Source organism: Neolewinella persica DSM 23188, from assembly GCF_000373105.1.
Classification (GTDB): Bacteria; Bacteroidota; Bacteroidia; order Chitinophagales; family Saprospiraceae; genus Neolewinella; species Neolewinella persica.
In genome coordinates this window covers 22,667-46,926 of record NZ_KB890452.1, presented here as the reverse complement: position 1 = coordinate 46,926, position 24,260 = coordinate 22,667, and the positions used below count along the sequence as shown (strand labels likewise).

General features: G+C 52.5%; 15 protein-coding genes. 8 read left to right on the top strand and 7 right to left on the bottom strand.

The genetic code is table 11. From position 1 onward, the window contains the following. Positions 1-123: 123 nt before the first annotated feature. The 3 genes from B036_RS0121120 to rfaE2 form a co-directional block, all read right to left on the bottom strand. Positions 124-888 (bottom strand): zinc ribbon domain-containing protein, encoded by a 765-nt coding sequence (locus tag B036_RS0121120; RefSeq protein ID WP_020570731.1) that lies wholly within the window; start codon positions 886-888, stop codon positions 124-126. 37 nt (positions 889-925) lie between these two features. Beyond that, complete coding sequence (locus B036_RS0121115; RefSeq protein ID WP_020570730.1) at positions 926-1,714, bottom strand: Nif3-like dinuclear metal center hexameric protein; 789 nt, start codon at positions 1,712-1,714, stop codon at positions 926-928. A gap of 157 nt (positions 1,715-1,871) precedes the next feature. Beyond that, entirely contained in the window at positions 1,872-2,357 is a 486-nt protein-coding gene (rfaE2, locus tag B036_RS0121110; RefSeq protein WP_020570729.1) for a D-glycero-beta-D-manno-heptose 1-phosphate adenylyltransferase, read from the bottom strand. A 387-nt stretch (positions 2,358-2,744) separates the two neighbouring features. Here rfaE2 and B036_RS0121105 point away from each other — a divergent pair, with 387 nt between their 5' ends. After that, entirely contained in the window at positions 2,745-3,173 is a 429-nt protein-coding gene (locus B036_RS0121105) for a hypothetical protein (RefSeq protein WP_026232196.1), read from the top strand. Between the two features lie 14 nt (positions 3,174-3,187). On the opposite strand, the gene B036_RS0121100 is transcribed toward B036_RS0121105, so the two are convergent. The 3 genes from B036_RS0121100 to B036_RS0121090 are packed head-to-tail and all read right to left on the bottom strand — an operon-like array spanning position 3,188 to position 7,601. Next, positions 3,188-6,259, bottom strand: a complete 3,072-nt coding sequence (locus tag B036_RS0121100) for a sensor histidine kinase (protein WP_169435086.1) — start codon at positions 6,257-6,259, stop codon at positions 3,188-3,190. A gap of 22 nt (positions 6,260-6,281) precedes the next feature. Continuing rightward, positions 6,282-6,929, bottom strand: a complete 648-nt coding sequence (locus B036_RS0121095; RefSeq protein WP_020570726.1) for a hypothetical protein — start codon at positions 6,927-6,929, stop codon at positions 6,282-6,284. Positions 6,930-6,962: 33 nt separating this feature from the next. Continuing rightward, on the bottom strand, positions 6,963-7,601 hold the full coding sequence (locus tag B036_RS0121090; protein ID WP_020570725.1) for a response regulator: 639 nt from the start codon (positions 7,599-7,601) through the stop codon (positions 6,963-6,965). 315 nt (positions 7,602-7,916) lie between these two features. On the opposite strand from B036_RS0121090, the gene B036_RS0121085 reads away from it, so the two are divergent. The 5 genes from B036_RS0121085 to B036_RS0121060 all read left to right on the top strand — a co-directional run bounded on the left by B036_RS0121085 (position 7,917) and on the right by B036_RS0121060 (position 18,149). Beyond that, complete coding sequence (locus B036_RS0121085) at positions 7,917-11,084, top strand: sensor histidine kinase (RefSeq protein WP_020570724.1); 3,168 nt, start codon at positions 7,917-7,919, stop codon at positions 11,082-11,084. A 360-nt stretch (positions 11,085-11,444) separates the two neighbouring features. Then, on the top strand, positions 11,445-12,884 hold the full coding sequence (locus tag B036_RS0121075; RefSeq protein WP_020570722.1) for a hypothetical protein: 1,440 nt from the start codon (positions 11,445-11,447) through the stop codon (positions 12,882-12,884). A gap of 108 nt (positions 12,885-12,992) precedes the next feature. After that, positions 12,993-14,366, top strand: a complete 1,374-nt coding sequence (locus tag B036_RS0121070) for a hypothetical protein (RefSeq protein WP_020570721.1) — start codon at positions 12,993-12,995, stop codon at positions 14,364-14,366. A gap of 134 nt (positions 14,367-14,500) precedes the next feature. After that, the gene (locus B036_RS0121065) at positions 14,501-15,247 is read left to right on the top strand and encodes a hypothetical protein (RefSeq protein ID WP_020570720.1); all 747 of its coding nucleotides are present in this window, start codon (positions 14,501-14,503) and stop codon (positions 15,245-15,247) included. Between the two features lie 121 nt (positions 15,248-15,368). Further along, positions 15,369-18,149, top strand: a complete 2,781-nt coding sequence (locus B036_RS0121060) for a LamG-like jellyroll fold domain-containing protein (RefSeq protein WP_026232195.1) — start codon at positions 15,369-15,371, stop codon at positions 18,147-18,149. A gap of 159 nt (positions 18,150-18,308) precedes the next feature. Here B036_RS0121060 and B036_RS32440 read toward each other — a convergent pair whose 3' ends face one another. Beyond that, on the bottom strand, positions 18,309-20,729 hold the full coding sequence (locus tag B036_RS32440; protein ID WP_169435085.1) for an ATP-binding protein: 2,421 nt from the start codon (positions 20,727-20,729) through the stop codon (positions 18,309-18,311). A 463-nt stretch (positions 20,730-21,192) separates the two neighbouring features. Here B036_RS32440 and B036_RS0121050 point away from each other — a divergent pair, with 463 nt between their 5' ends. Both B036_RS0121050 and B036_RS0121045 read left to right on the top strand, forming a co-directional pair. Further along, positions 21,193-22,011, top strand: a complete 819-nt coding sequence (locus tag B036_RS0121050; RefSeq protein WP_020570717.1) for a hypothetical protein — start codon at positions 21,193-21,195, stop codon at positions 22,009-22,011. Positions 22,012-22,436: 425 nt separating this feature from the next. Beyond that, a complete protein-coding gene (locus B036_RS0121045) occupies positions 22,437-24,227 on the top strand; it encodes an ABC transporter ATP-binding protein (RefSeq protein ID WP_020570716.1) in 1,791 nt (596 codons plus the stop codon). The last annotated feature ends 33 nt before the right edge of the window (positions 24,228-24,260 follow it).

Below are 24,260 nucleotides of genomic sequence, written 5' to 3'. Positions count from 1 at the left end.
TACCGAGATGCCTCGATACCGCTCTACAGACTTAGAATGGCCATCTCGATTTGCCTCACTTTAATGTGGGCTCAAAATTCGGGATGACTCATGTTTATTTCTTCAGTTAAAACAGGGAGTGAATTACTTCTCCTCGTCTTCCACCATATCCTGTTCGATGTTGTGATCAACCAGGATACGGTTACAGTGCTCACAGATCATTGTCCGCTTACGCTGACTGATTTCGAGCTGTTGCTGCGGCGGGATGGCGTTGAAGCAACCACCACAAGCGTTCCGTTCCACTGTTACCACACCGAGGCCGTTGCGATAGGTGTTCCGGATACGATTGTAACCTTTAAGCAGGCGGTCAGAAATCTCTTTACGTTGCTTCTCGGAAGCACGACGTAATTTCTTTTCTTCCTTCTCTGTCTTTGTGATGATCGCCTTGAGTTCTTCCTGCTTTACAGTGAGCAACTCTTTTTTCGCGGTCTGCTTCTCGATCGTCATATCGAGGGCAGCCTGCTTGGTTTCCAATTCACGAGCGGAAGAGCCGGCTTTTTTGTCAGACAGCTGAATCTCCAACCGCTGCATCTCCGTCTCCTTCATCAGGGCTTCGTATTCGCGGTTGTTCTTCACGTTGTTCATCTGCTCCTCGTAGCGGAGGATGAGCGACTCAGACTCGTGCATGTTGGCTTCGTGGCGGCCGATCTCCATAGTGAGATCTTTCACCTGCCCTTCAAGGCGGGTTACACGGGTATTGAGGCCAACGATCTCATCCTCCAGGTCACTTACTTCCATCGGAAGTTCACCCTTTAGGATTTCGATCTCGTCGATCTTGCTATCAATTTGTTGCAGGCGATATAGCTCGCGCATCTTCTCTTCTACTGTCTTTTCGGTCAGTACTGCCATGCGTCGGGGGTAGTTTATTACTTTAGTTAGCGGGGATTTACACGAAGTAGCGTACCGGATTAGTAATACGCTCTGTGCAAAGAACCGCAAAGGTACGGAATTTCTTACTTAACAACTCCGCAAGTAATTGAGTTGTAAACTGTTCGCTTTCATAATGACCAATATCACAGATGACCAGGTCCCCGTCGGCGTCAAAGAACTCATGATATTTGTAATCGGACGTAACAAATACTTGTGCTCCAGCCTTTTTTGCCTGGCTGAGCAGGAAACCGCCGGAGCCGCCGCAGAGGGCAACAGTTTTTACGGGTTGTTCGAGTAATTGGGTGTGTTTCACCACGGAGGTCTCCATTTTTGCTTTCAGGTGGTGGAGAAAAGCTGTTTCTTCCATCGCAACCGGAAGTTCACCGACCATGCCGGAGCCGATGGTCCCGTCTTCATCTTTCGGGCCGAGGAGGCGCAGGTTCCCCAGGCCAAGTCGCTGGGCAATGCGCTCGTTAACACCCTGATGCCGTACGTTGTCGAGGTTAGTGTGGATGGCGTAGATCGCCACATCTTCCTTGATCGCTTTGATGACGGTGCGCTCTACGTAATTGCTACCATTGAATCGTTTCAGGCCCCGAAAAACAATGGGGTGGTGAGCGACCACAAGATTACAGCCCCTGGCCTTTGCTTCGGCGATGATGTCTTCAGTACAGTCCAGGCTGGTCAGCACGCCAGTGACTTCGGTGGTGGGATTGCCGACAATGAGTCCGGCGTTGTCGTAACTCTCCTGCAGGTGAGCCGGAGCGATGGATTCGAGGTGGGTGGTGATGTCGTTTATGGTCATATTGGTACTGTTGTTCTGGTGGGGCTAAAGGACCAATAGACCAATAGTACCAACAGACTAATGAGGCGGGGACGCAGGTGCAAAGAAAAGGCTAAAGGAGCAATGGCTGATTGCCCGGCCTTGAGGCTGATGAAGGCCTAAAGAAATGGTAACCAGTCTATCCGATCATATCGATAATCTTGGTAGAACTCTGCCCCTCAACAAACGGCAGGGTAGTCACCTCACCGCCCCAACTGCGAACTTCAGCTGCGCCGACGATGTCGTCAACGTTATAGTCGCCACCCTTTACCAGTACGTCAGGCTTCAGGGCTTTGATCAGCTCTATGGGGGTGTCTTCATCGAAGGCAATGACGCCATCAACATAAAAGAGGCCGGCGAGTAACTGCATCCTGGCCGCCAGGGGCATGATCGGCCGACTGTCTCCCTTGAGGCGTTTTACGCTTTCGTCAGAATTGACACCAACAATGAGGCGTTCGCCTAAAGCCGCAGCTTCGGCCAGGTAGGTCAGGTGCCCCGGGTGAATAAGATCAAAAACGCCATTAGTAAAGACGGTCTTGTGGCTGTAGTTGCGCCATCCGCAACGACGACGGCTGAGCTCAGCGAGCGGGAGTTGCTTGTCAGCAACCAGTTCGGTTTCAGTCATAGGACGCGAATTTACGATGGCTAACGGGATAAATATTGTTTTTGTTAGGTACAAAGCACTTCTTTTTCTCTGCTTCTTCCACGTCTATTGCACCTGCGGTCCCGACAAATAAAGAGTATGTGCTTGAATTCGGTCAATTTGAGTAGGCTAACCGTAGATATATAGTTTTACAATGCCTAAATTGGCGAAAATTCGCTGATTAGGGAGTCGTCTTGCTTTAGCCTGATTTTTCTCATAAAAGCCCTGACCTGGCGAATAACCTTAGCCCACTTGGCGACTAGATGTTCGAAGTGATACCGTTTGGCAAGTCTTTATTATAGCATTCTTCGGTCCGGATTTACACACTTGCTGCCCGCCTTTTTGTTATACCTGTTCACCACCCATACAATGAAAAACGTTCACACTCCTCTGGCGGCACTTGCCGGTAGCCTCACGCTATTTGGCCTCGGTACGCCAACTTTCTACTTACTCACCGATGGATTTTCCTCCCAAAAGGCAGCCATACTCCTGGGCGTTATTTTTGGCATGGAGCTGTTCTACATCTTCACGATCACCCTTTTGTACGACCGTTTAATTACGGTACGAACTTTTGCCAGGGGAGCGCTTAACGGAGCCTGGCTGTGCTCCCTGATCGCCTTCAATGGCGTATTTATTTGTGGGTTCATATTTCTGAATACGCAACTGGACTTTACGGCAATGACCGGTATCACCGCTGCCTCAGCCATATTGCTGTACACCGTTAGCACGTGTATCCGCGGTGCCATGGCTGGTGGTGTCATTGGCTGGATGCTGGGCAGGGACCAAATGGCGGTCTGAAAAGAAAGTTGCCCTTAAAATTTATGCCGGAGCTGTATCAGGAACCCCTGCTCAGTGTCTACAAGAAGCTCGGCACCAATGGATGCTGCCCGCATCCGCATGTTACTTTGCCCGGCTCCGGTGGTTTTGTAGGCTTTCTGCTGAACATCCCCGTTGTCATGGATGGACAGCTCCAACTTACCTTGCCGCTCACTAAGGTCAATGTTGACAGTGTCGCCACTACTGTGCTTGGCTACGTTAGTAATCGCTTCTTTATAGATGAGGTAAAGGCTTTGGCGAACGTCGGTGGTGAGACTACGCTTTAGCTCCAGTGAGCCGGTGCTGATGCTGTACTGGATGTTGCGGGGAGGTAAAGTTTCCTCTGCATGTTCGCGCATCCGGTCGACGAGATCGGCCAGGGTATCCTTGCGCGCGTCGATCGCCCAAACGGTGTCCCGCATCCTGGACATGGCGCTGCGGCTCATTTCGGCGACGCGGGCGAGTTTGGGCTTGGTATCCTCACTGGCCGTCAGTTCCAGTAGTTCCGTCTGCATGGCCAGGCCGGAGAGCATGCCGCCGACGTCGTCGTGCAAATCACTGGAGATCTTGACGCGCAGGCGTTCGACCTTCAGCGCCTGTTCGAGGCGGTACTGGAAGATGGCGTACATAATGGCACTGACGGCGATGAGGCAAAGCAGGTAAAACCACCACCGCTGGTAGATCGGCGGGATGATGGTGATGGCGAGGAGTTTCGGTATTTCGTTGAGCACTTTATCGGAATTTGTCGCCCAGATTTTGAAGGCATAATCTCCGGCGGGGAGGTTGGGGTAGCGGACGAAGTTGTTGGTGCCGGCGTTCACCCGCTCTTTGTCATAGCCCTCCATTTGGTAATAGTAATCGTTGGCTTTAGGGTCACTATAATCGAGGGCGACGAAGCGAAAGGAAAGGGTGTTGTCCTGGTAGTTGAAAGTCAGGCTTTCCTTTTCATTGAGGTTGCCTTTGTTCTCTTCCCGGGCTGGTGTAAAGGGGTTGTCATTGACGAGGAGCTCAGCGATGGAGATGTTTGGTTTAAAGTCAGAGAGGGTGATGTCTTTGGGATGGAAGACGTTGACGCCGTTTTTGCCGCCCAGCCAGATTTCGCCGGTTTCGGGTACGCGCAGGCTGGCGTTGCGGGTGAAGACGTTGGACAGGAGTCCGTCGGAGGTCGTAAAGCGATGGAAAGTCTTGGTATCGGGGTGATAGCGGACCAGGCCGTTGTTGCCCGGAAGCCAAAGCTGACCGAATTCATCGGGGATGGCGTCGTAGTAGGTTTCCTGGGGGAGGTTGGCCGTTTCCTGACTGAGCCAGGTCACTTCGAAGGTTTGGGGGGCTAGTTGGGCCAGGCCCTTGGCGGTGGCCAAGTAGAGGGTGTTGCGGGTGGTATCTTGTTGGAGGGCGTGGACGGCGCCCAGGTTGGGGAGGTCGGCGAGCACGGCAACCCCATCCCCTTGCGTGGAGACGATGACGAGCCGGCCGGCTTGATCGCCGATGAAAACGTTTTGCGAAGCATCCTCAGCAAGGAAAATGATCGGCCCCAACCCAAGATGTGAGAGCGGCAAAAAAGGAGCCGTACTTATTACTCCTTTTTCTACCTCCAGCTTGACAATACGCTTTCCCAGAGCGATTAACGGACGCTCATCTTTCCGGGTCAAAACGTAGTTGATCGCATCCTCACTCGAATTTGGAATGCCCAATTTATTGTCCCCCTGATAAATAAAGCGTTGTATTTCTTCGTCCCAAAAGACAAATTGATTTTCAATTGTTCCCCACCAGGTGCGATCCTGGTCTAAAAGAAAAGTTTCAATTCCGGGGAGGGGGTAATCATTTAGGGGATCTTCTGCGAGGATGAAGTGAAGGGCTGGTTGGGCAGCTTCGGAATTTTTTTCGGTGAAAAAGGTGCCATGATCAACGGTGCCAAACCAGATGCCTTTGCCCGGTTGGCGCCGAAGACTGGAAATTGCCTTGCCCTGAGAATCGTCTACAACACCAAATTTTTTCTTCCCTGCCTTGGCAAAGGCGATGGCACCGTTTTTTCCGGCCACCCAAAGCATGCCCTTTTTATCAAACAGCAGCCCGTTACAGTCCTTAAACGGGAGGCTTCCTGCTTGTTTAGACTGAGGCGAAAACTGTTGGGTAAAGACCTCCGTCAAATGGTCAAAGACCAGGAGGCCATTCTCAGAAGCAACCAGGTAGTGGCCATTATCGAATGAAGCCAGGCCGTTAACAAAATCTATTTGTGGGGGTACTTCGGCAGATCTGGCGAGGAAGTGTTCTCCCTCCGATAATGTGTCCTTCAACAGGCAGCGCCCCAGCCCGTTGTAAAGACCGGTCCAAAGCACTCCTTCCTCGTCAATTAAAAACCCTTTCGTCCTACTCGATTCTCTATTTGGAGTTCCTTCGTTTGTTTGCAGGTATTCGGTGAACATCGTTTTACCCGTAGCTAAATCCACCACGGCCATTCCGGGCTGGTTGGGTAATTCTGTTTGGGCGATGTAGGCGGCTTGGCCGATACGATCTTGAATAAGGTGGCAAGACTTGCCGGCGAGCGGTACCGACTGTCTGAAGGTTTCTTCTTCCAGGTTAAACAACCAAAGGGAACCAGTTTCTCCCAGGCCGATCCGTAACCAGATGTCCTGATGATCATCTAAATAAAAAGCGTGGTAATCCTTTAAGTCTCCGGGGTAATTATAACTGACGAAATCATCCGTCGACCTGCGGTAACACTGTAAAAAGCTGTAGCTGGAAAACCACAAATTTCCTTCTTTGTCTTCCAGGCAGGAACTGGTGACCCGGTTCTCCGCCAGGGAACGCTGCACTGCCGAATCATTTTCATACCGGAACAGGCGGTTTCCATCATATCGGAGTAAGCCAACATCTGTACCAATCCATAGGTAATCCTTCGAATCGCGGTAAAAGAAGTATTCCTGCGAAGGAGGAAGGTTGTCGGCTTCCGAAAGGACATTAAAGGTGAAGTCAAGCGGTTGGCCAAGCAATCCGATACTAAGATATAAAAGAGTGGCACCTGTTAACAGAGCGCTAACGATAGGTTTTTTTATACATTTAGACATACTTGTTGCGGGCTTGTCGGGGTTAGTTCCAGGGCCTGAGGTACCGACCGTCATCGGTTGCCTCAGCGGAGCCATTATCTCCACAATAACCTGGGCAGGGCTTATCACTCAACAGGACCACCCCTCCAGTATTAATGCCATTTACTGGTACTGTTCCATCTGCCTCCAGTGCCGTTGGTATGGCTAAAAAAGTGGATAGTGTGCTCCTCCCATTTTTTACGTTCACCAGCTCCGGTGCTGAAAACCGGGCATCATCGATGGAGGAAATGGGAACTACGTGAAAGCTGATGCCCAGCGTATCGGGAACATTGAGGCAGGCCCTTAGCATATCTGCGCTAAAAAAGGCCGTCACCAGTTTTGGCCCGCGGGACACATTAAGTCGGGCTTCTAACTTGTCAATGCCCAATGGAATGATTTTGTTGTCCCTGTTGGGGCTTCGGCTTTGCCACACAACTTCGGTTTCAAATCCGTCTGCCTTCACGCCAAGGGCCAGATGGCCGCTAGCATCGGATGTATAGACCCGGATACCCACAATGTCCGGTTGACTCAGCATTTCCTCGATTTTTCCACGGTGAAAAAAACCTTCAAGGGTACCTGCACTCAGGTTGAGCCCCGCTACTTCCTTAGCACTCAGGGGAATGCCTTGGTCATTTGCATTGTAGACGTCCATAATTTATCTCTTTTGGTGTGGTGGTGATTTTATTTAGATTTCCCCCGACAACGACTTGCGAATCACCTCCGCCTTAGAGTTAACCTCCAGGGCGCGATAAATACGTTTGATGTGGTCGCGGACGGTGTCAATGGAGATGTCTAGTTTGTCGGCAATCATTTTATAGCTCAGGCCGTCCACCAGGGCATCGACGATCTGGTGCTGGCGGGGGGTGAGGGTGTCCCCCTCTTTGGCGGCCTTCGGCATGAAGTGACCGGCGATTTTGCGAGCAATCGACGGCGACATATAGGAGCCGCCCCGGTGTACCACGAAAAGGGCTTCCTGTATTTTTACCAGCGAAGTCCGCTTCGAGATGTAGGAGCAGGCACCGGCGCACAGCGCCTTAAATATTTTTTCCTCTTCCTCGAAAGTGGTAAGCATTACGATGTCTGCCTCGGGGAATTTCTGACGGATATGGCGGATGCCCTGCAGGCCGGACATCCCCGGCAGGCCAATGTCTAAAAGTACCAAATTAATGTCTAAGCGGATAGATTTGGTGACCTGCTCTAAGAAGTCTTCCACACTATTGGCCACCAGATTGACAGAAATGGACGGGTTGGCGCCAAAATAACCCTGGAGACTTTCGCGGATGACGGGTTCGTCTTCGATGAGGCAGAGGTTGATGTTTTCCATACCTGCAAAGTAAGGACCGGGAATTTGGGGTGAGGCCTACATTTTCATGTGGAGGAGGAAGTTTTGCGCGGCGCGGACGCGGGTGCAAGCGGAATTTTGGGGGAAGCAGGCCGGGTTTTACCAACATTGCTTTTTTAGCCCCCACCCTTGCACCGGCGGCCCCGCCCGCCCCTGCAGCCCTTTCCCACCCGAAACCTAAAACCTTGCCATTCCCCATACTTGTAGAAGTCCTTGAATGCTTATTGTTGTTAAAAATCCTTTTGTATCTTTAGATGGAGAAACACTAAGATTAAATACTTACTTTTTCTGCGCTTAATGAGGTCTGCCATTATCTATTTATTACTCACCCACCTTCTGGCTGGTGGACTAAGTGCTCAGTACGACTTTGAGCGCATCCCCAACGAATTGGGCCTGTCCCAAAATTACGTTTCCGCTATCTGCCAGGACCAACAAGGTTTTATTTGGGTAGGCACCAAAAGTGGTCTGAATCGCTTCGACGGGTACGCATTTACCACCTTCACCCACTCTCCCGCCGATTCTCTTTCCGTTTCCAACAACGAAATAGAGACGCTCCTCTCCGACAGCTGGGGAAGGTTATGGGTGGGTACTTCCCGTGGCCTGAATCGCTTTGACCCAATCACTGAATCCTTTATCCGGTACGATGTTCCGCTGGGGCCTAAAGACGGTTCGCTCGGCGAACATCCCATTGGCACTCTAACGGAAGATTTCGACGGTAACCTCTGGGTGGGTACGCAACACGGATTGGTCCTACGCATCACCCCGGAAGAACAAGTGACGGTATTACCGGAAATTCCCATCACCGGGCTCGACCCGGCCTACCAGAACCCCATCAACCAAAACCCGCGCATCCTGCGTTTGCTTCCCCATCCGGACGGGACGGTTTGGGCCACCCAGGTTACGCAGGTCAACAAAATCACCTGGAACGAAAAACGCGGAGTCTTTGAGGTAAATAAAATCTTGTGGGGGGACATCCTCGACGAGCGCTGGCACCCGCTACCGGCAGAACACTATCGTAGCCTAAACAATGTTTCGGACGATATCCATCATCATGTTTTCTCCATCATCAACGGGCAGGACGGTAGAATATGGTTGAAAACCCTGGACGGGTTCGGCCTGTGGAGCCCCGCGAAAAGCCGCTTCGACTTCAACCCGCTGGATTTTGACCGGCATAGTTACCACAACTCACCCCTGATGTATACAGGTCAGTTGATGGGAGAAAGCAACAACGGAGAACTCTGGCTAGCCGGCTTTTACAACTTCATGATCTTTGATCCCATTCAAAACCAGGTTCGTTTCGTGTATGACCCTGAAAAGCACGCGGCGGGCGGTAATTTTTTCTATAGTGTAACCACCTACCTGGAAGACAAGGCCGGCCGCTTTTGGGTCGGAACCCGGGGAAAAGGCCTCTACACTTACTCCCCTAACAAACACCGCTTCAAAACCGCGGCGTGGGAAGGAATAGCTGAACGCCAGAGTATCAGGTCTGTCCATAAAACCAAAGACGGGGTCTTATGGCTTGGTTGCACCAACATGAAGTTTTACCGTTGGGATAAGGACCGGGGCGGAAAGCCCGAAATCATCGAAAATAAAGACTCGTGGGGCAAAAAAGACAACGCATCGTTTGGTTACGTCTCCTCCCTGCACGAAGACCGCGCAGGTAACCTGTGGGCGGGGCTGCAATACAGCATAAAAAAGATCATTCGCAAAGACGGCATCGTTCAGGACATCATCACGTATCCTTTGATTAACGACGATGGCACTATTTTTGACATCCACGAAGACCGGGAAGGCGAGCTTTGGATGATCACCAACAAAAAATTCGGTAAATTCGATCCAGTCAGCGGGCTGATTAAAGGTGGTTCCTACTACCAACAAGAAGACCAAGCCCCGAACCTCTTCGGTACGCCGGTCATCCACCAGGCGGAGAACGGCGTATTCTGGCTTGGCACGCCGGAAGGACTGAAAAAGTTTTTTCCCGGTGCGGAGTCCATGACGCATTATTTAAACCGGCCCGGCGACCCCACCAGCCTTTCCAACAACATGGTCAAATCCATCTGCCCCGACCCGGAAAGGCCGGAAGAGATACTATGGATTGGCACAAATGGCGGTGGTCTGAATCGTTTTGAGATAGCCAGTGGGCAATTCAAAAGATTCACCACCAAAGATGGCTTACCCGATGCGGTTGTATACGGCATATTGCCCGATGAAACCGGCGACCTGTGGTTGAGTACCAACCAGGGCCTCTCCAAATTCGATCCGCAAACGGAAACCTTCGTCAACTTCACCTCCGCCGACGGCTTACAAGACAATGAGTTCAATTCCTGCGCGTACTTCAATAGCCCGGATGGTGAACTGTTTTTCGGCGGCATCGAAGGTTTCAATTCCTTCTACCCGAATGATATTTTAAGCAACGCCTTCACTCCTCCGCTGGTGATTACGAAATTGAAAATTGCCAATGAAGAAGTAAAGATGGGGACACCGGGGTCGCCACTATCCCGCTCCATTTCTACGGCGGATAAGGTCCGCTTAAGCTATTCGGACAAACTATTTTCTTTTGAGTTCGCCTCCCTTGATTATACCGACACCCGCAAAAATAAGTATGCCTACAAACTGGTTCCCTTCCAGCAGGAATGGCAATACACTGGGACCCAGAACAATGCCACTTTTACCAATATCGACCCCGGTGAATATACTTTCCTGGTAAAAGGCACCAATTCAGATGGCCTGTGGAATGAAGTTGGCACCAGTCTGAAAATCATTATCGATCCTCCCTGGTGGGGAACTTGGTGGTTTTACTTATTGGCGCTCAGCGCCCTTTCCGCCGCTATTTACGGCCTGATTCAGTACAGGGTGGCACAAATCCTCCGGGTGGAACGCCTGCGCGTAAAAATCTCCAGCGATTTGCATGACGACGTGGGCGGCATGCTCTCGGGCCTGGCCATGCAGTCGGAACTGCTGGCCCTTACGGCCGAAGATGACACCCGGTTCCGCCTGAACCGTATATCCGACCTGAGCAGGCGGGCCATGTCCCGAATGCGGGATACCGTCTGGGTCATCGATGCGCGCAAGGACAAGCTGAAGGACCTGGTGGATAGGATACGGGAGCACACCGAAGAGACCCTTACCCCCCGCAACATTAATTACGAGATATCCACCTCCGGGCTGGATATGAACGCTAACCTGAACTCAGAAATCCGGCAAAACCTGTACCTGATCTGTAAGGAGGCGGTTACCAACGTCGGTAAACACAGTAATGGCAACCTGGTAACAATAAAGCTGCACCAGGATGCCCACTTCTTCACCCTTTCCGTTCACGACAATGGCCACGTAACGCCAAAGCATCACCGGAGTGCCGGCCAGGGCCAGGGCAATATGCGCATGCGGGCTGCTGCTATTGACGCACGCTTTTCGGTGGTGACTGACGGGGGCTACCGGGTGGAGGTCATCAGGAAAAGGCTGTAAAGTCCGTCTGATGTCCGTCTGCTTTTTGAGGCGCGGACGCGGGTGCAGGGCGCTGAATAAAGAAGCTGTACGGGTCACCTTGCTTTACCACCTTTCTCTGCACCTGCGGCCCCGCCATCCAAATTATTTGGTCTGGAAGCAAACTGAACCTAAGGGACGCGAAATACCCCTCCACATTAGGTAGAAATACCCTCCACATGAAAATGTAGAGGTTGCCCCCTTACCCTACCCCCATCTTTGCCTTGTACTCAGGGAGAACACTTCTCCCATATCCTACAACCCATTTCCTGACCCGCAAGGTAGCTGAGGAACCGGCCCGGAATGGCCGTAGCCACTGCTTTGCGCTGAAAACAACACACCATGCTTTTCTCCCCACAATTACAACCGGCTAAGCTGCTACTCTTGATCGCCCTCCTGGCAGGAGGCTTCGGCAAACTGGCCGCACAGCTCAATGAAACCCACCGGAGTCTTTATCAGCTGTCCGTAAAGGATACAAAACGCGGAACGATTACCACCTCCAAAGCAGCTCCCGGCTACGTCACGCTACCTGACGGCACTAAGGTAGAAGGTGATATCGAAGTCACGTTGATCGGAGATTCACCGGAAACGGAGGAGCTACAGGGAATCACCCTGCAAACAGCGGCCAAGCAGCTCGATTTACAACCCATCCAGATTGCCTCCTACGGCCTGCAGCTTACTATTCAGGATTACCTCGGCAAGGCCACTTCTCCGAATAGAATCCCTGGGTTTAACTTTCATCCAGGCTCCATCACTTTGCTTGACGGCGAAGTCCTGACGGGTTTCGTGGCCTTCCAGCAGCAACGAGAGATCTGGAAGTCGTCACCCAAAGAGTATTTCTATTCCAACGTCCTCTTCACCGAAAGTGAAGATGGCTACCTCAAGTTCTATGAGACCAAATACCTGGACGAAGCGACGCAAATAATTAATGGCCAGCCAATCACTTACCAGTACCTGGACAACAAATTCATCGCCATAGGCGCCATGGACGGGAAGCTGGATTTTGCCCCCGGCAGCATCCGGATCACCGGCGGAAAAACCCTTAAAGGCCAAGTCGGCATTGGCTGGGTCACCAAGGTTTTTGCAGATGAAGTCTTCCTGAAAGACGAGGATGGCAAGCTGACGTTGTACCGTTCTCCGGGGCTGAAAGCATTCACCGTCGGCACCGACAACTACGCGGCCACGCAGGGGAAATTTGTCTTAGTAGAAAAAGAAAACTCCGGCTTCCAGATTTACCGCAACCCTTTTCCTACGTCCGAAAACGGGCTTGGTATGCTAGTCGGAATGGTCGCCGCTTCGGCCCAGGCCGCGGTACAAAAAGAAGTTGTCCAGGTTGTATCAGCTACGAATGGTAAAGAAGACAGGGAGTTCAACAAGGCCATCAGCGAAGCATCCGACGAAGAATTAGCCGGGATGGGATACGCCCTGGAGGAAATGCGAAAAGCGATCCCGAAAGATGCTCCCAACGCTAAAAAAATGAAAGCGGAACTGGCCGCCAAACGAATTGCCGTCCGGGGCAACCTGGCCGTTCGCCAAAACTTGGAAAACAACCTGACAAGAAACGACATAGTCACGATTATGAAAAAAGAATGGATCATCTTAAATAAAACCACTAACGAAGAAACGGTGATCCTTAAGGAAAAATTCAGGCAACGGATCGAGCCCGTACTCTTGCAATACAGCAAGTACGCCATGCTCGACAAAAAGGAAAAGAAACAGTTACTGGACTGGGACAACCTGGACGGCATCATGGCCTTCCTCGAAACCTGTATCCAAAAATAACCCTACACCTGTAAGCTTCTTATTTCTCCAAAAAACGCTCGGGATCAAAATTAACCACGGGAGGCAATCACGTCGTCACCGAAGGGTATCCCATTAAAATTCATTACCATGTATTCAGCTAAATATCTTTATTCCACGCTTTTCCTTTTGTTTGCCCTGGCGATCACTCCGCTCCTGGCCCAACAGCAGAAGGTGCCGTTTAAATTCATTGAGTGGCCATCCAACAATGGCAGTAAGCCCTACGCCGGTTACGTTGAATTTGGCGATGGGAACCGACTCGACGGCACCCTGGAGATAAGGGCCAAAAAGGGCTACATCTCCAGCTATAAATTAAACGCAGAAGGCAAGGAGTATGAGTTTAAACCCAAAGAAATCAAGGCTTACGGGTACTATTTTAAGCCGGATTATTTCAGCACAAAGAATAAGGCCCCGGCGCAAATTTTCCAGCCAGGAAGTATCACCTCGCTGGACGGAGAGGTTCGCTTGGGTTACGTCGCCTTCGAAGACGAATTAATCATTGGCAAAGACCTGCCCCGCTACCAGAACATCCTTTTTGCCCCGAGTTTAACCGACACCGTCTCCTACTTACTTTCCCCGGATGTGGGCACTGTAAAGCAAACCATTAACGGAAGGGACCTCACCTACCGTTTACAGGCCAAAGGCTTTGTCAATACGGATGCACTCACCGCCAGCCGGACGTTTCTACCCGGCAAGGTGGAGCTGAAGGACGGTTCGACATTGACGGGCCAGATTTGCCCGCGCTGGTTCGGTGCATTTATCGCTGGTGGCATCTACCTCAAAGACGGAACGGGAGAAATCAATCGTATTGACGCCGAAGCGATCACCACTTTCTCCGTCACCAAAGCTGGGCAGGAAATACCTTATTTAAGGGTCAGGGACGGATTCGTGGCTCAGGAGCGAGACCTAGGCACCCACCTCATGTTGCGCAATCCCTTCCCGACCAGGATCAACAAACTCTGGTCTGCCATGGGCGATGGGGCCAACGTAGTAGGCAATGAAGAGGTAATCACCCCGGAGATCGTGGCTACGGTTTCCAGTCCGGAAGTTCTCCCTCCGGGCTTCAATGATGTACTAAAGCACGCCTCCGGAAAGCAGCTTTTTGACATGGAGGAAGCTATAGCCCTGGAGATCGTGGCATTGGGCCAGGGCCCCGAAACCAAGGCCAAACGGCAAAGACTGGCGGAGCGCCGTACCATTATCCGCACGGTTGCCGAAAGGCGCCAGGACCTGGAATACGGCATGGGAACCTACCAGCGCTCCATCTACAAAAAGGAATGGTTGCTGCGCAATAAGGCAACCGGAGCGGATACCCCCCTGGTTAAAGCCAATTTAATGGACAGCATCGAAGCAGCCTTATCTGCTTGCCATGCCTACCTGGTCATGAGCCCGAAGGACAAAAAGAGACTGGCGGATTGGGACAACCTGGGCCAAATCGCGGCCTTGCTAAGCGGGTGCCGGTAGAAATACCCTCCACACGAAAATGTAGAGGTTGCCCCTGCTAACCGCCCGCACCTTTACCATGTCCTCCGTAACGGGGGACGGGAGAATTCCGAAAATCCCGTACCAGAGTAGGAAAATACCAAAACCATACCACCATGAAACTCATCTCATCCCTAACCTTTGGCCTCGCTCTTTTTGCACTCGGCCTTATTTCTACAGCCTGCGTCGAAGATGCGTGCAGTTCGGTTAGCTGCCGCAACGGCGGCACCTGCGACGACGGCACCTGCGACTGCCCGCCGGGAACCGCCGGCGAATTCTGCCAGGACCTCCTTACCGTCCAGAACCGCCTGGACAATGGTGAAAGCCCCATGGAGATCATCAACTCCGGAACGCCCGTTTCCGAACTCTACGGGGCGTTCTACGCCGGCGGACTCATTTTCTTCGTAGACGTCAACGGTGACTTACCGGGTGTGGAAGGCCTTGTTGCCGCTCCGCAAGATCAGAGCGCCGGCAGCCCCTGGGGCTGCCGGGGTACGGACTTGCCCGTTCCTAATGCAAGCTTCGTCAATAACGACATAGGCGGGCAGGCTTATGAAATTGGCTCCGGCGCATCGAACACCCAAACTATTGTATCCGCCTGCCCTGGGGCAGTTGCGCGCATGAGTACGGGTGTGGACTTCAACGGAACCGGCTGGTTCCTCCCCTCCGGCCGCGAGCTGGAGGCGATGCAGGAAAACCTGGCGGCCCGTGGCTTTGGCGGCTTCACCCAGGGGGCTTACTACTGGTCCTCCTCGGAAGACAGCCGGAATTCGGCGGTGGGCATTCGGCTTAGCCCGAGTTTGCTGAAAGGCTTCCGGGATAAAAACGACCAGCTCCGCGTACGGTCGGCCCGGGCTTTTTAAACGCCCCTCTCTTCACCTTCCCGGCGGCGGTCTGCCGCCGGGAATCCTTTTCCTTTTTGCCCATTAAGTCGGTTACCGGAATTCGGTGGTCTGGGGCACTCATTCGCTAAAAATATTAATCATGTATTCTACTACTCAACAACATAAGGCCCTGCGGCTATTCCTATCCATATTCCTCTGCCTATCCTTTAGTTTCCTGAGTGGACAATGGACGCAAAAGAATATACTAACGGGCCAAGCTACTAATGGATATTATGGCCGTTCTGTTGCCCTCTCGGCCGATGGGACCAGAATGGTTGTCGGCATCCCCTACAGCAGTGCTGCCGCCGGTGCCCCCTCAGGAGAGGTTAGGGTATATCGAAGAGTGGGGGGTGTTAACTGGGCACTCTCAAGTTCATTCCTCACCGGAGATGGGCCCGGTGACCAAGCCGGAGCCGAAGTGGCAATTTCCGGAGACGGAACACGAATTGCGTATAGTGCCAGATTAGATGATAATGAAAATGGAACCGATGCCGGCAAGGTTTTCGTTTTCCGGCTAATGCCGGGAACCGAACTCTGGACCATGGTCGGGGAGCCCATTACTGGTCTTGAACAGAGCTACCAGGCTGGCTACAAGATTGCCCTTAATGGCAATGGTTCGTTACTGGCTGTAAGCTCCACCAATTATTCTACTCGTGTTGCTTTTGCTGGTCAGGTCACCATCTATCGAAATAGTTCCGATCAGGGAGGGTGGACACAGTATCGTGCGGCAATAACGGGAACAGAAACACTTGAACAGTTGGGGAGGTCCTTATCTTTTTCAGAGGAAAATGAATTTCTTGCCGTAGGTTCTTCCGCTGATCGTTCCATGGTACGAGACGGCTTTGTCAGGGTATATTATGACATAAGTGCTGCCTGGAGGGTACGAGGAAATGAAATATCCAACAGTGCTCGTGGCTTTGGTGATGCGACAGATATTTCTAAAGACGGGAATTACCTGGTAGTTGGAGCTGAGGACGATGATAGTGCTTGGGTCTATTGGTTCATCGATGGCGAGTGGGTACAGCAAGGCGGCAGAATCCCGGGGCCCTTCCTTTCAGGCTTTGGTAGTTCAGTGGCCATTTCAGCCGATGGTAAAACTATTGCGGTTGGGGCACCTAATGCAATAGTGAACAGACAAAATCTGGTAGGAAGCGTAACCACCTTCGACCTGATAAATGATGCCTGGGTACAAAGAGGTGAAACACTTAAGGGCACCCAGGAATTTGAATTGTTTGGTCAGTCATTGTCCTTGTCACATGATGGTTTCAAGTTGTTAATTGGGGCCCCGTCGTTTGGTGAGCCTGGTAATCGAAAAGGCCGAATCTATTACTACGAATATACTCCTACTGTACGTCCGGCCAACGACGACATCTGCGATGCCATCGCCCTTCCCGTCAACGGCGAGGCCCAGGGGCCGTTCACCAACGTAGATGCCACAATAACCACTGGTGAAGAGAATTTGATCTCGTCCCAACACCCGACGGAACACCCGGTTGAACATTCGGTCTGGTTCACCTTCACCGCCCCCGTTTCGGGAAGCATCAGCGCGAGCACCTGTGGCATGGCTAGTTTTGATACGGAACTCGCCATTTTCGCCGGCAATAATTGTACGAACTTCACTGACTTCCGGTTGGAGGGGTTCAATGACGACGGCTCTTTTGGCGAATGCAGTGGCAATACGCGTAGCTACCTGGAAGTTGATGGACTAAACCCCGGCCAGCGTTATTTCATTCTCGTGGACGGCTACAGTTTCAACACCGGCACCTTCAGCATTACCCTCGAGGAGTTAGCGACCCTACCCGCCTGCGACAACCCCGCCCTCGCCTTTGATGGCGTGGATGATCACGTAGACCTGGGACAAACCATGGGAAACTTTGGCACCAATGACTTTACGTTGGAATTCATGGTCAAAACGAGTCAGACCGTCAATACGGCTGAAAATTCGCACATTCCTCTTATTGGCAAACGTGATGGTTGCAACTGCGAGACGGATTTCTGGTACGTAACCTTAGAACAAGATGGGACAGTTTTGATGGCCCTCTCATCTGAGGGGTGCGAGGTGGCGGGGTCTTTTCGATCTACCTCTCATATTAACGATGGAGAGTGGCACCATCTGGCCTTTGTCCGGACCGAAGCTGTCCTCGAGCTAATAGTAGATGGTGTACAGGAATCACTCGAGGAGCACCCTGGAGCACCCGTTGATCTGACTAATATGGCGTCTCTCCAACTTGGTTCCAGCGATTGTGCCGTTGCCGGTTTCGGAGGGGTCTTTCAGGGGCAAATGGACGAACTTAGAATCTGGAATACCACCCTTCATACATCGCAAGTCAATGACTTTCGTTTCAGAGAATTATCCGGTAACGAAGAAGGCCTCATCGCCTATTACAACTTCAACGACGGTCATCCGAACGCAGATAATTCCGATCGCATCGGCTCCATCGACCTTACGGGATCGGAGACCGTAGCCCGGATGTACGGTTTTGCCCGCAACGGCACCACCTCCAACTGGGTAACCGGCAACACCGGCATCGTCCAGCTCGACCGCGACGAAGACGGCCTCTACGACGCCTGCAACGAGCCCGACGACCTGCCCACCGCCACCAGGTTTCAGGACCTCCCCGGCGTCCACCTCGGCCAAAACTACCCTAACCCCACAAGCGGGGAAACGGTCATCCCGATTAAGTTGTCGGGCCAGAGTAATGGTACTGAGTTACGGTTCACCTCCGCCTTGGGAAAAACGGTGAAGGTGCTCCTGGTGCAAGGAGGAGTGGATCAGGACATCAGGTTTAATACCGCTGAGCTGCCCGCCGGGATTTATTTCTACAGCCTCTACGTTGGGGTCCGGCTGGTGGGCACGAAGCGAATGGTAATTGCCCGTTAAGGGTAGAATTGGCGCGATCGCAGGTGCAAAGGAAAAGACAAAGGAGCAATCAATCTCCCTGTGTATTTATCCCATCCATTGCACCCGCGGCCCCGCCTCCTGCCGCGGCCCCTTACTACATCAGGAGGGCGGCTCGGTGGGTTTCCCGGTAGAGTCTGCTTAGCGCGCGTCTGAATCATCCCCCTGGTGAGCGGCGGGGAGGTGGATACTAAACGTACTCCCCTTTCCTTCTTCACTGACCAAGTGAATGCTACCACCGTTTTGTCGAACGAGCTGCTGACACAATAATAAGCCCAGGCCCGAACCGCGTTCGCCGGCCGTCCCCGGCAAAGAAGCCGTGGAAAGGCCGAATAGTTCTTTCTGTTTATTACGAGACATGCCGATCCCATTATCCGCTACGTCGATGATGACCTCCTGTCCCCGTAGCCGGGCGGTTATGGCGATTTCACCACCAGCTGAGGTAAACTTAATGGCGTTATTGACCAGGTTGCGAATGACGGAAAGCAGTGCCCGCGGATCTGCTCTGACGATCAGGGAATGAGGAACGTCTACGTTCAGTCGAACCTGCTTCAACTCCGCCGCCTGCTCGTATAAATCCACGGCTTCTTCCGTAAGCGCTGCCAGGGGAAGGTTTTCCGGCCGGTAGGGCGTGCTTCCGGTTTGCAGGAGGGCCCACTGGAGGAGGTTATCCAGTAAGCCGGAAAGACGGTTGACGGTTTTATTGATGTTGTTTGCCTGACGAAGCGCGGTGTCCTGAGCGCCCTGGCCGAGGCTAAACCGGAGTTGTTCTCCGGCCATATTTAAGGCAACAACCGGATTGCGCAGGTCGTGGGCAATAATGCCGAAGAAGCGGTCTTTAGTCGCATTGAGTTGATGCAGGTTTTCGTTGCGGTCGGCCAGCTGCTGCCGGGCGGAGCGGAGGCGAAGGAAGAGAAAAACGCCCACCAACAGCAGGGCGAGTAAGGCCGTCCCGAGGGCCAGGTAGAGTCGGTTGCGTTGCCCCAGCAGGTCGGCCTCCCGTTCGGCACTTTCCTTTTGTTGCTGAAAATCCACTACGTTCTGCCGAACCTGCTCTTGTTTTAAGCTATGAATGGCTACCTGATCTCTCAAACTATCGGTGGCTTCCTGGTACTGTTGCTGGTAACGGTAAGCCGCCAAATAATCCTGCCCCGCCGCGGCAATGTCGGTCTGGAGGCGGAGGATGGATAGCTGGTTGGTCAGTTCACTCGTTTGTCCCGCAACGGTATTGGCCAGTTGGACGTATCGCTGAGCGGATTCGATTTGCCCCAACGCCAGGTAGGCCCTGGCCCGGCCGAGAAAATTATGCAAAGTTTCGCGTTCCGTTGCCAGTCTGCCCAAGACCCGGGAGGCTTGATCATAATTAGATAGCCCGAATTCCGGATTGCCTTCCGTGGTAGCAATATGCCCGAATTCCAGCAGGGCCATCCCGATGCCGATGGAGTCGCGGGTAAGTTCACCCAATTCCATGACGTCTCGTGCGTGCCGCCACGCCGCTTGGAAGTCAGCCTGGCTACGAGCTGCAAAACTTTTCGCAACACCTATATTTATTAAATCGATAGTGTCGTGATTTTCCAGCGCCACGTCGTATGCTTTATTGAAATATTGCTCGGCGATCAGCGGATCCTGAAGATCCATGAACAAGTAGCCGATTTGTTCCGCGCAAACAAAGATTTCAACTTTCAAATCTTTAGCCTCAAAAAGTTGGAGCGCGGTACTGTTGTATTCGATAGCGGTCGGAATATCGCCCAGGGCAGCATACAAATCGCCCAACTCCATTAAAGACCAGCCGGTATGCAAGACCGAGTTCCATTTTTGCCCGAGTGCCAAAGCCCGGTTAAAACGCTTTTCGGCCAGCGCATAATCTCCCCGCCGCAAGTCTAATCTCCCCAGGTACGTTTCCGCATGGGCCGTATTCATATCCCCCCCGTCCCAATGCGTAGCGGGGGACCGCCCGAGTGCGGGGTCCCGGTAGTCACCTACCCGTTCAAATTCACGTAGCGCTGCTTCGAGCCAGTAGTAGCTACTGTCTAGTTGGCCGGCTATTTTAAAATATTCGCCAAGGTCCTTATAAAAATTACCCCGTTGTTTGGGCGATACGGAAGGTACCAGGCGGGACCGTCCTTCCGCAATCCATTTACGGGTGTTTGGCAGGTCCGTGTTGTCAAGAATGTAGTACTCGATGATGTGATAGATGGCCAGAATCTCAAGACTAGGATTATTGCTTTCTTCCGCTAACCTCAGGGCGGGTAACGCGCGTAGTAGCCCGTCTTTTTCCTTATCGATTTCTGATTGGTACAGATATAATAGTGCGTGGCTTTCCCCGGCAATGTTTCCCGTTTTTCGAGCGTAGGCCAAGGCCGCTTGCGCGTAAGGTTCAGAATTGGCCAACCCCTCTACCAGTGCAACGGCGCGGCAAAGACCGACCAGCAAATCCATCCGTTCCAGGGGCCTATGTTCCGTCTCCAGCAATGTGGTGATGGAGTCTACCAGCCTTGGTTGACCGTAGAGTACGGTGGAAAGCCCTGCGATACTGATACAGATTAGTAAAAGGCGATGCATACGTTTTGTGCTCTTACCGTCAATGTACATAATAATTCACCTTATGCCCTGGTCGGGCTATTCGCTTGTTTTTGAGAGCGCGGACGCGGGTGCAGGGTAAGGAATTAAGAAGCCGTGCGCGTCACCTCGCTTTACCAACTTTCTTTGCACCGGCGGCCGCGCCCCCTGATTAGCGGCCTGAAAACGAAAGCATAAAGCAGGTACAAATACCCTCCACATGAAAATGTAGTCGCGCGCGCCACCAACCACCCCCACCTTTGTCGTGCCTTCCCACACTACCCTTCCGGGTGGCCATATTACTCACCCCGGGCAGTACCAAACGCCCACGGTGCGGGGTAACCTACCGGCCGCTTCGGGTACCAATGAGCGGGTACCCTTTTAGACACTACACCATCTTTCCCGTTTTTCTTCACCCAAAGCATCCTTTAAACAACAACTGGTGCTTTTACCAACCCAATTCACTATGAAATTCTTCTTTAAATCGATCTTAGTCATCTCCGCCTTCCTGCTGGCCAGCCAGTTCTTATCCGCCCAGGAGACCGCCACTCCACAGAACTACCACGTACACGATTACTTTGCGGTGCCGGCCGGCGGTGCCGCCGACTACCTGGCGATGGAGAAGGTCTGGAAAAAAATCCACCAGGCCAACATCAAATCCGGAAAATACACCAACTGGGAACTGAGCGAAATCCTGATGCCAGGTACCGGCGTTGATGCTTACAACTACGTCACCCGAACCAGTGTAAGGGGCGAAGAAAACCTCGCCGCATTGCTTACCGGTGAGCACTTCGATATCGAGCCGGCCAACATACTGACGAAGGGCGAAATGGAGGTTTTTAACAATACGGGGAATCTGCGCACCTTCGTGAAGCGGGAAGTATACACTGTTTCACACCTGCTTCCAGCCGCAGATTGGGACAAGGTAAAAGTGGCCGTCCATAATCATTTCGACTTCCCCGAAAGCGGCGGCCGTAGTGCCCACGTAAAGGCAGAGAAAGACATCTGGGATCCAGTACACGCAGCCCGCATCAAAGCTGGAAAGATGTTGGGCTGGGTAGTTGCCGCCAAAATGATGCCCTGGGGTGCCGACGAGATCTTCCATGACGTGACCGTGGACCTCTATGAGAGCTTACCCGGCTACTTGGCTAACCGGAGCCCGATGCCCTACTTTGCCAAGGTCCACCCCGACAAAGATATCGATCAGCTAATGGCGCAAACTGAAGCTGCGGCAACGCTGGTCAGCTCCGAAGTAAGACTGATCCTGGAGAACGTCCACGAGTAGGGGCGATTGCCTCAGGCGCCGGTCGGTACCCGGTCAGCGGGGCAAGCTCTAAATTACCCTACTATTTTTTGTTAGCCGGGCCGCTCTTCTGCAGGAGAGCGGCCTGGTGATTTTACCGATAGTCTGCTTAATCCTCCCCCTGGTGAGCGGCTGGAGGGTGGATGCTAAACGTACTTTTTAAAGGTGTTTCTGGCGCGGCCGCAGGTGCAAAGAAAGGCTGAAAAGCAGGGTTTAAGCCCCCTCCCTGCCTTCTGATCTGCATGCACTGCACCTATCCCGATAGCTATCGGGACGCCAAAAAAATGCCCCCTTCACAACCTCCGGCCCCTCCGTGCGTTTGCCCTTGAGGATAGTTTACAGTAACACTTCTAATTTGCGGCAGCTACTATCTGACTATTTGACTCATTGACTATCTGACTCCTACCTTGCGCGAACTCAAATTCCTCAACCAATTTTTCTGGAAGTACCGCTGGCGGCTTTTGCTGGGCATCGTCTTCATTTGTGTGTCCAACTACTTCAGCGTCCTGCAACCTCAGGTGATTCGCGAAGCACTTGACCTCGTGCTGGAACGGGTGAACATGCTACGGATGTACGAGGGCTTCGACCTGCACGAGGAATACTTTGGTATGCTCAGTCATTCCCTCATGATCTTTGGTGGGATCGTGCTTATACTGGCCATCCTGATGGGTATCTTTCTCTACCTCACCCGACAGACCATCATCGTGATGAGCCGCCTGATCGAATACGATCTGCGGGAGACTATTTATGACCATTATCAGGGCCTGAGCCTCGATTTTTACAAACGCAATAACACCGGTGATCTGATGAGCCGGATCACCGAAGACGTAAATAAGGTGCGGATGTACCTCGGTCCTGCCGTGATGTACTGTGCTAACCTGATCTCCACCATACTGCTGGTGGTGTTTGCCATGATCGCGGTTTCGCCCACCCTGACGCTTTACACCCTGATACCTTTGCCGCTACTGGCCATCAGTATTTACTACGTCAGCAACATCATTCATACCCGGTCTACCTTCATTCAGCAGCAACTGTCTAAGCTGACCTCTACGGCTCAGGAAGTATTCAGCGGTATCCGGGTGGTGAAAAGTTACGTCCGCGAACCGCAGCAGGTGAAGTACTTTGCTGCTGAAAGCGATGAATACAAAAACATGTCGATGGACCTGGCAAAGATTGATGCCTGGTTTTTCCCGCTGATGGTGTTCATGGTTGGTGCTTCAACAATATTGACCGTGTACGTGGGCGGCCTCCAGGTGGTTGCTGGCAACATCTCGGCGGGCAATATCGCCGAATTCGTCATCTACGTCAATATGCTGACCTGGCCGGTAACGGCCATCGGCTGGATCGCCAGCATCGTGCAGCAGGCCGCCGCCAGCCAGAAACGGATCAACGAATTCCTGAATACCAAGACCAGCATTGTTGACCCGGCGCCGGACGAGGTGCACCCCATCAGAGGAGAGATTACCTTTGAGAACGTCAGCTTCGTTTATCCGGATACGGGCATCAAAGCAATCAACGACGTAAGTTTCCACCTGCGTGCCGGCGAGAAACTCGCCATCATCGGGCGTACGGGCTGCGGCAAAACAACGGTTGCCGATCTCCTGCTAAGAATGTATGATGTGACCTCCGGCCGCATCCTCATTGACGGTAAGGATATTCGCGAGCAGGGCCTGGCCAACCTCCGCCGGAAGATCGGCTACGTCCCGCAGGACATCTTCCTGTTCAGCGATACCATCCATAACAACATCGCCTTCGGGGCCAACGACGACCCAGGCCGGGAAGAAGTAGAAGCCTTTGCCCGCCATGCGGCGGTCCACGAAGACATCTCCGGGCTTACCCTTGGCTTCGATACCCGGGTTGGGGAGCGCGGTGTTACCCTCTCCGGAGGACAGAAGCAGCGCGTGAGCATCGCTCGCGCCCTTATCAAAAAACCGGACATCATCCTACTCGACGATTGCCTTAGTGCCGTCGATACCAATACCGAGCAACAGATCCTGGGCTACTTTAATGAGTCGCTGCAAGACAAAACTGCCGTCATCATCACCCACCGCATCTACGGTCATCTTAAGTTCGATAAGATCATCGTACTGGAAGACGGCAGCATTGCCGAAATGGGGACCCATGAGGAGTTGATTGCTAATGGCGGTTACTACTCTGAGATTGTGGAGCGGCAGATGGCGGAGGAAGTTAGTGAGTAGTGAGTTGATGAGTCACTGAGTCACTGAGTTGCT

What these genes read in the sequence shown, in the direction of transcription:
- B036_RS0121075 (WP_020570722.1), top strand. Translation starts at nt 11,445, where the DNA reads ATGCTTTTCTCCCCACAATTACAACCGGCTAAGCTGCTACTCTTGATC.
- B036_RS0121105 (WP_026232196.1), top strand. Translation starts at nt 2,745, where the DNA reads ATGAAAAACGTTCACACTCCTCTGGCGGCACTTGCCGGTAGCCTCACG.
- B036_RS0121120 (WP_020570731.1), bottom strand. Translation starts at nt 888, where the DNA reads ATGGCAGTACTGACCGAAAAGACAGTAGAAGAGAAGATGCGCGAGCTA.
- B036_RS0121060 (WP_026232195.1), top strand. Translation starts at nt 15,369, where the DNA reads ATGTATTCTACTACTCAACAACATAAGGCCCTGCGGCTATTCCTATCC.
- B036_RS0121050 (WP_020570717.1), top strand. Translation starts at nt 21,193, where the DNA reads ATGAAATTCTTCTTTAAATCGATCTTAGTCATCTCCGCCTTCCTGCTG.
- B036_RS0121065 (WP_020570720.1), top strand. Translation starts at nt 14,501, where the DNA reads ATGAAACTCATCTCATCCCTAACCTTTGGCCTCGCTCTTTTTGCACTC.
- B036_RS0121090 (WP_020570725.1), bottom strand. Translation starts at nt 7,601, where the DNA reads ATGGAAAACATCAACCTCTGCCTCATCGAAGACGAACCCGTCATCCGC.
- rfaE2 (WP_020570729.1), bottom strand. Translation starts at nt 2,357, where the DNA reads ATGACTGAAACCGAACTGGTTGCTGACAAGCAACTCCCGCTCGCTGAG.
- B036_RS0121115 (WP_020570730.1), bottom strand. Translation starts at nt 1,714, where the DNA reads ATGACCATAAACGACATCACCACCCACCTCGAATCCATCGCTCCGGCT.
- B036_RS0121100 (WP_169435086.1), bottom strand. Translation starts at nt 6,259, where the DNA reads ATGTCTAAATGTATAAAAAAACCTATCGTTAGCGCTCTGTTAACAGGT.
- B036_RS0121070 (WP_020570721.1), top strand. Translation starts at nt 12,993, where the DNA reads ATGTATTCAGCTAAATATCTTTATTCCACGCTTTTCCTTTTGTTTGCC.
- B036_RS0121095 (WP_020570726.1), bottom strand. Translation starts at nt 6,929, where the DNA reads ATGGACGTCTACAATGCAAATGACCAAGGCATTCCCCTGAGTGCTAAG.
- B036_RS32440 (WP_169435085.1), bottom strand. Translation starts at nt 20,729, where the DNA reads ATGCATCGCCTTTTACTAATCTGTATCAGTATCGCAGGGCTTTCCACC.
- B036_RS0121085 (WP_020570724.1), top strand. Translation starts at nt 7,917, where the DNA reads ATGAGGTCTGCCATTATCTATTTATTACTCACCCACCTTCTGGCTGGT.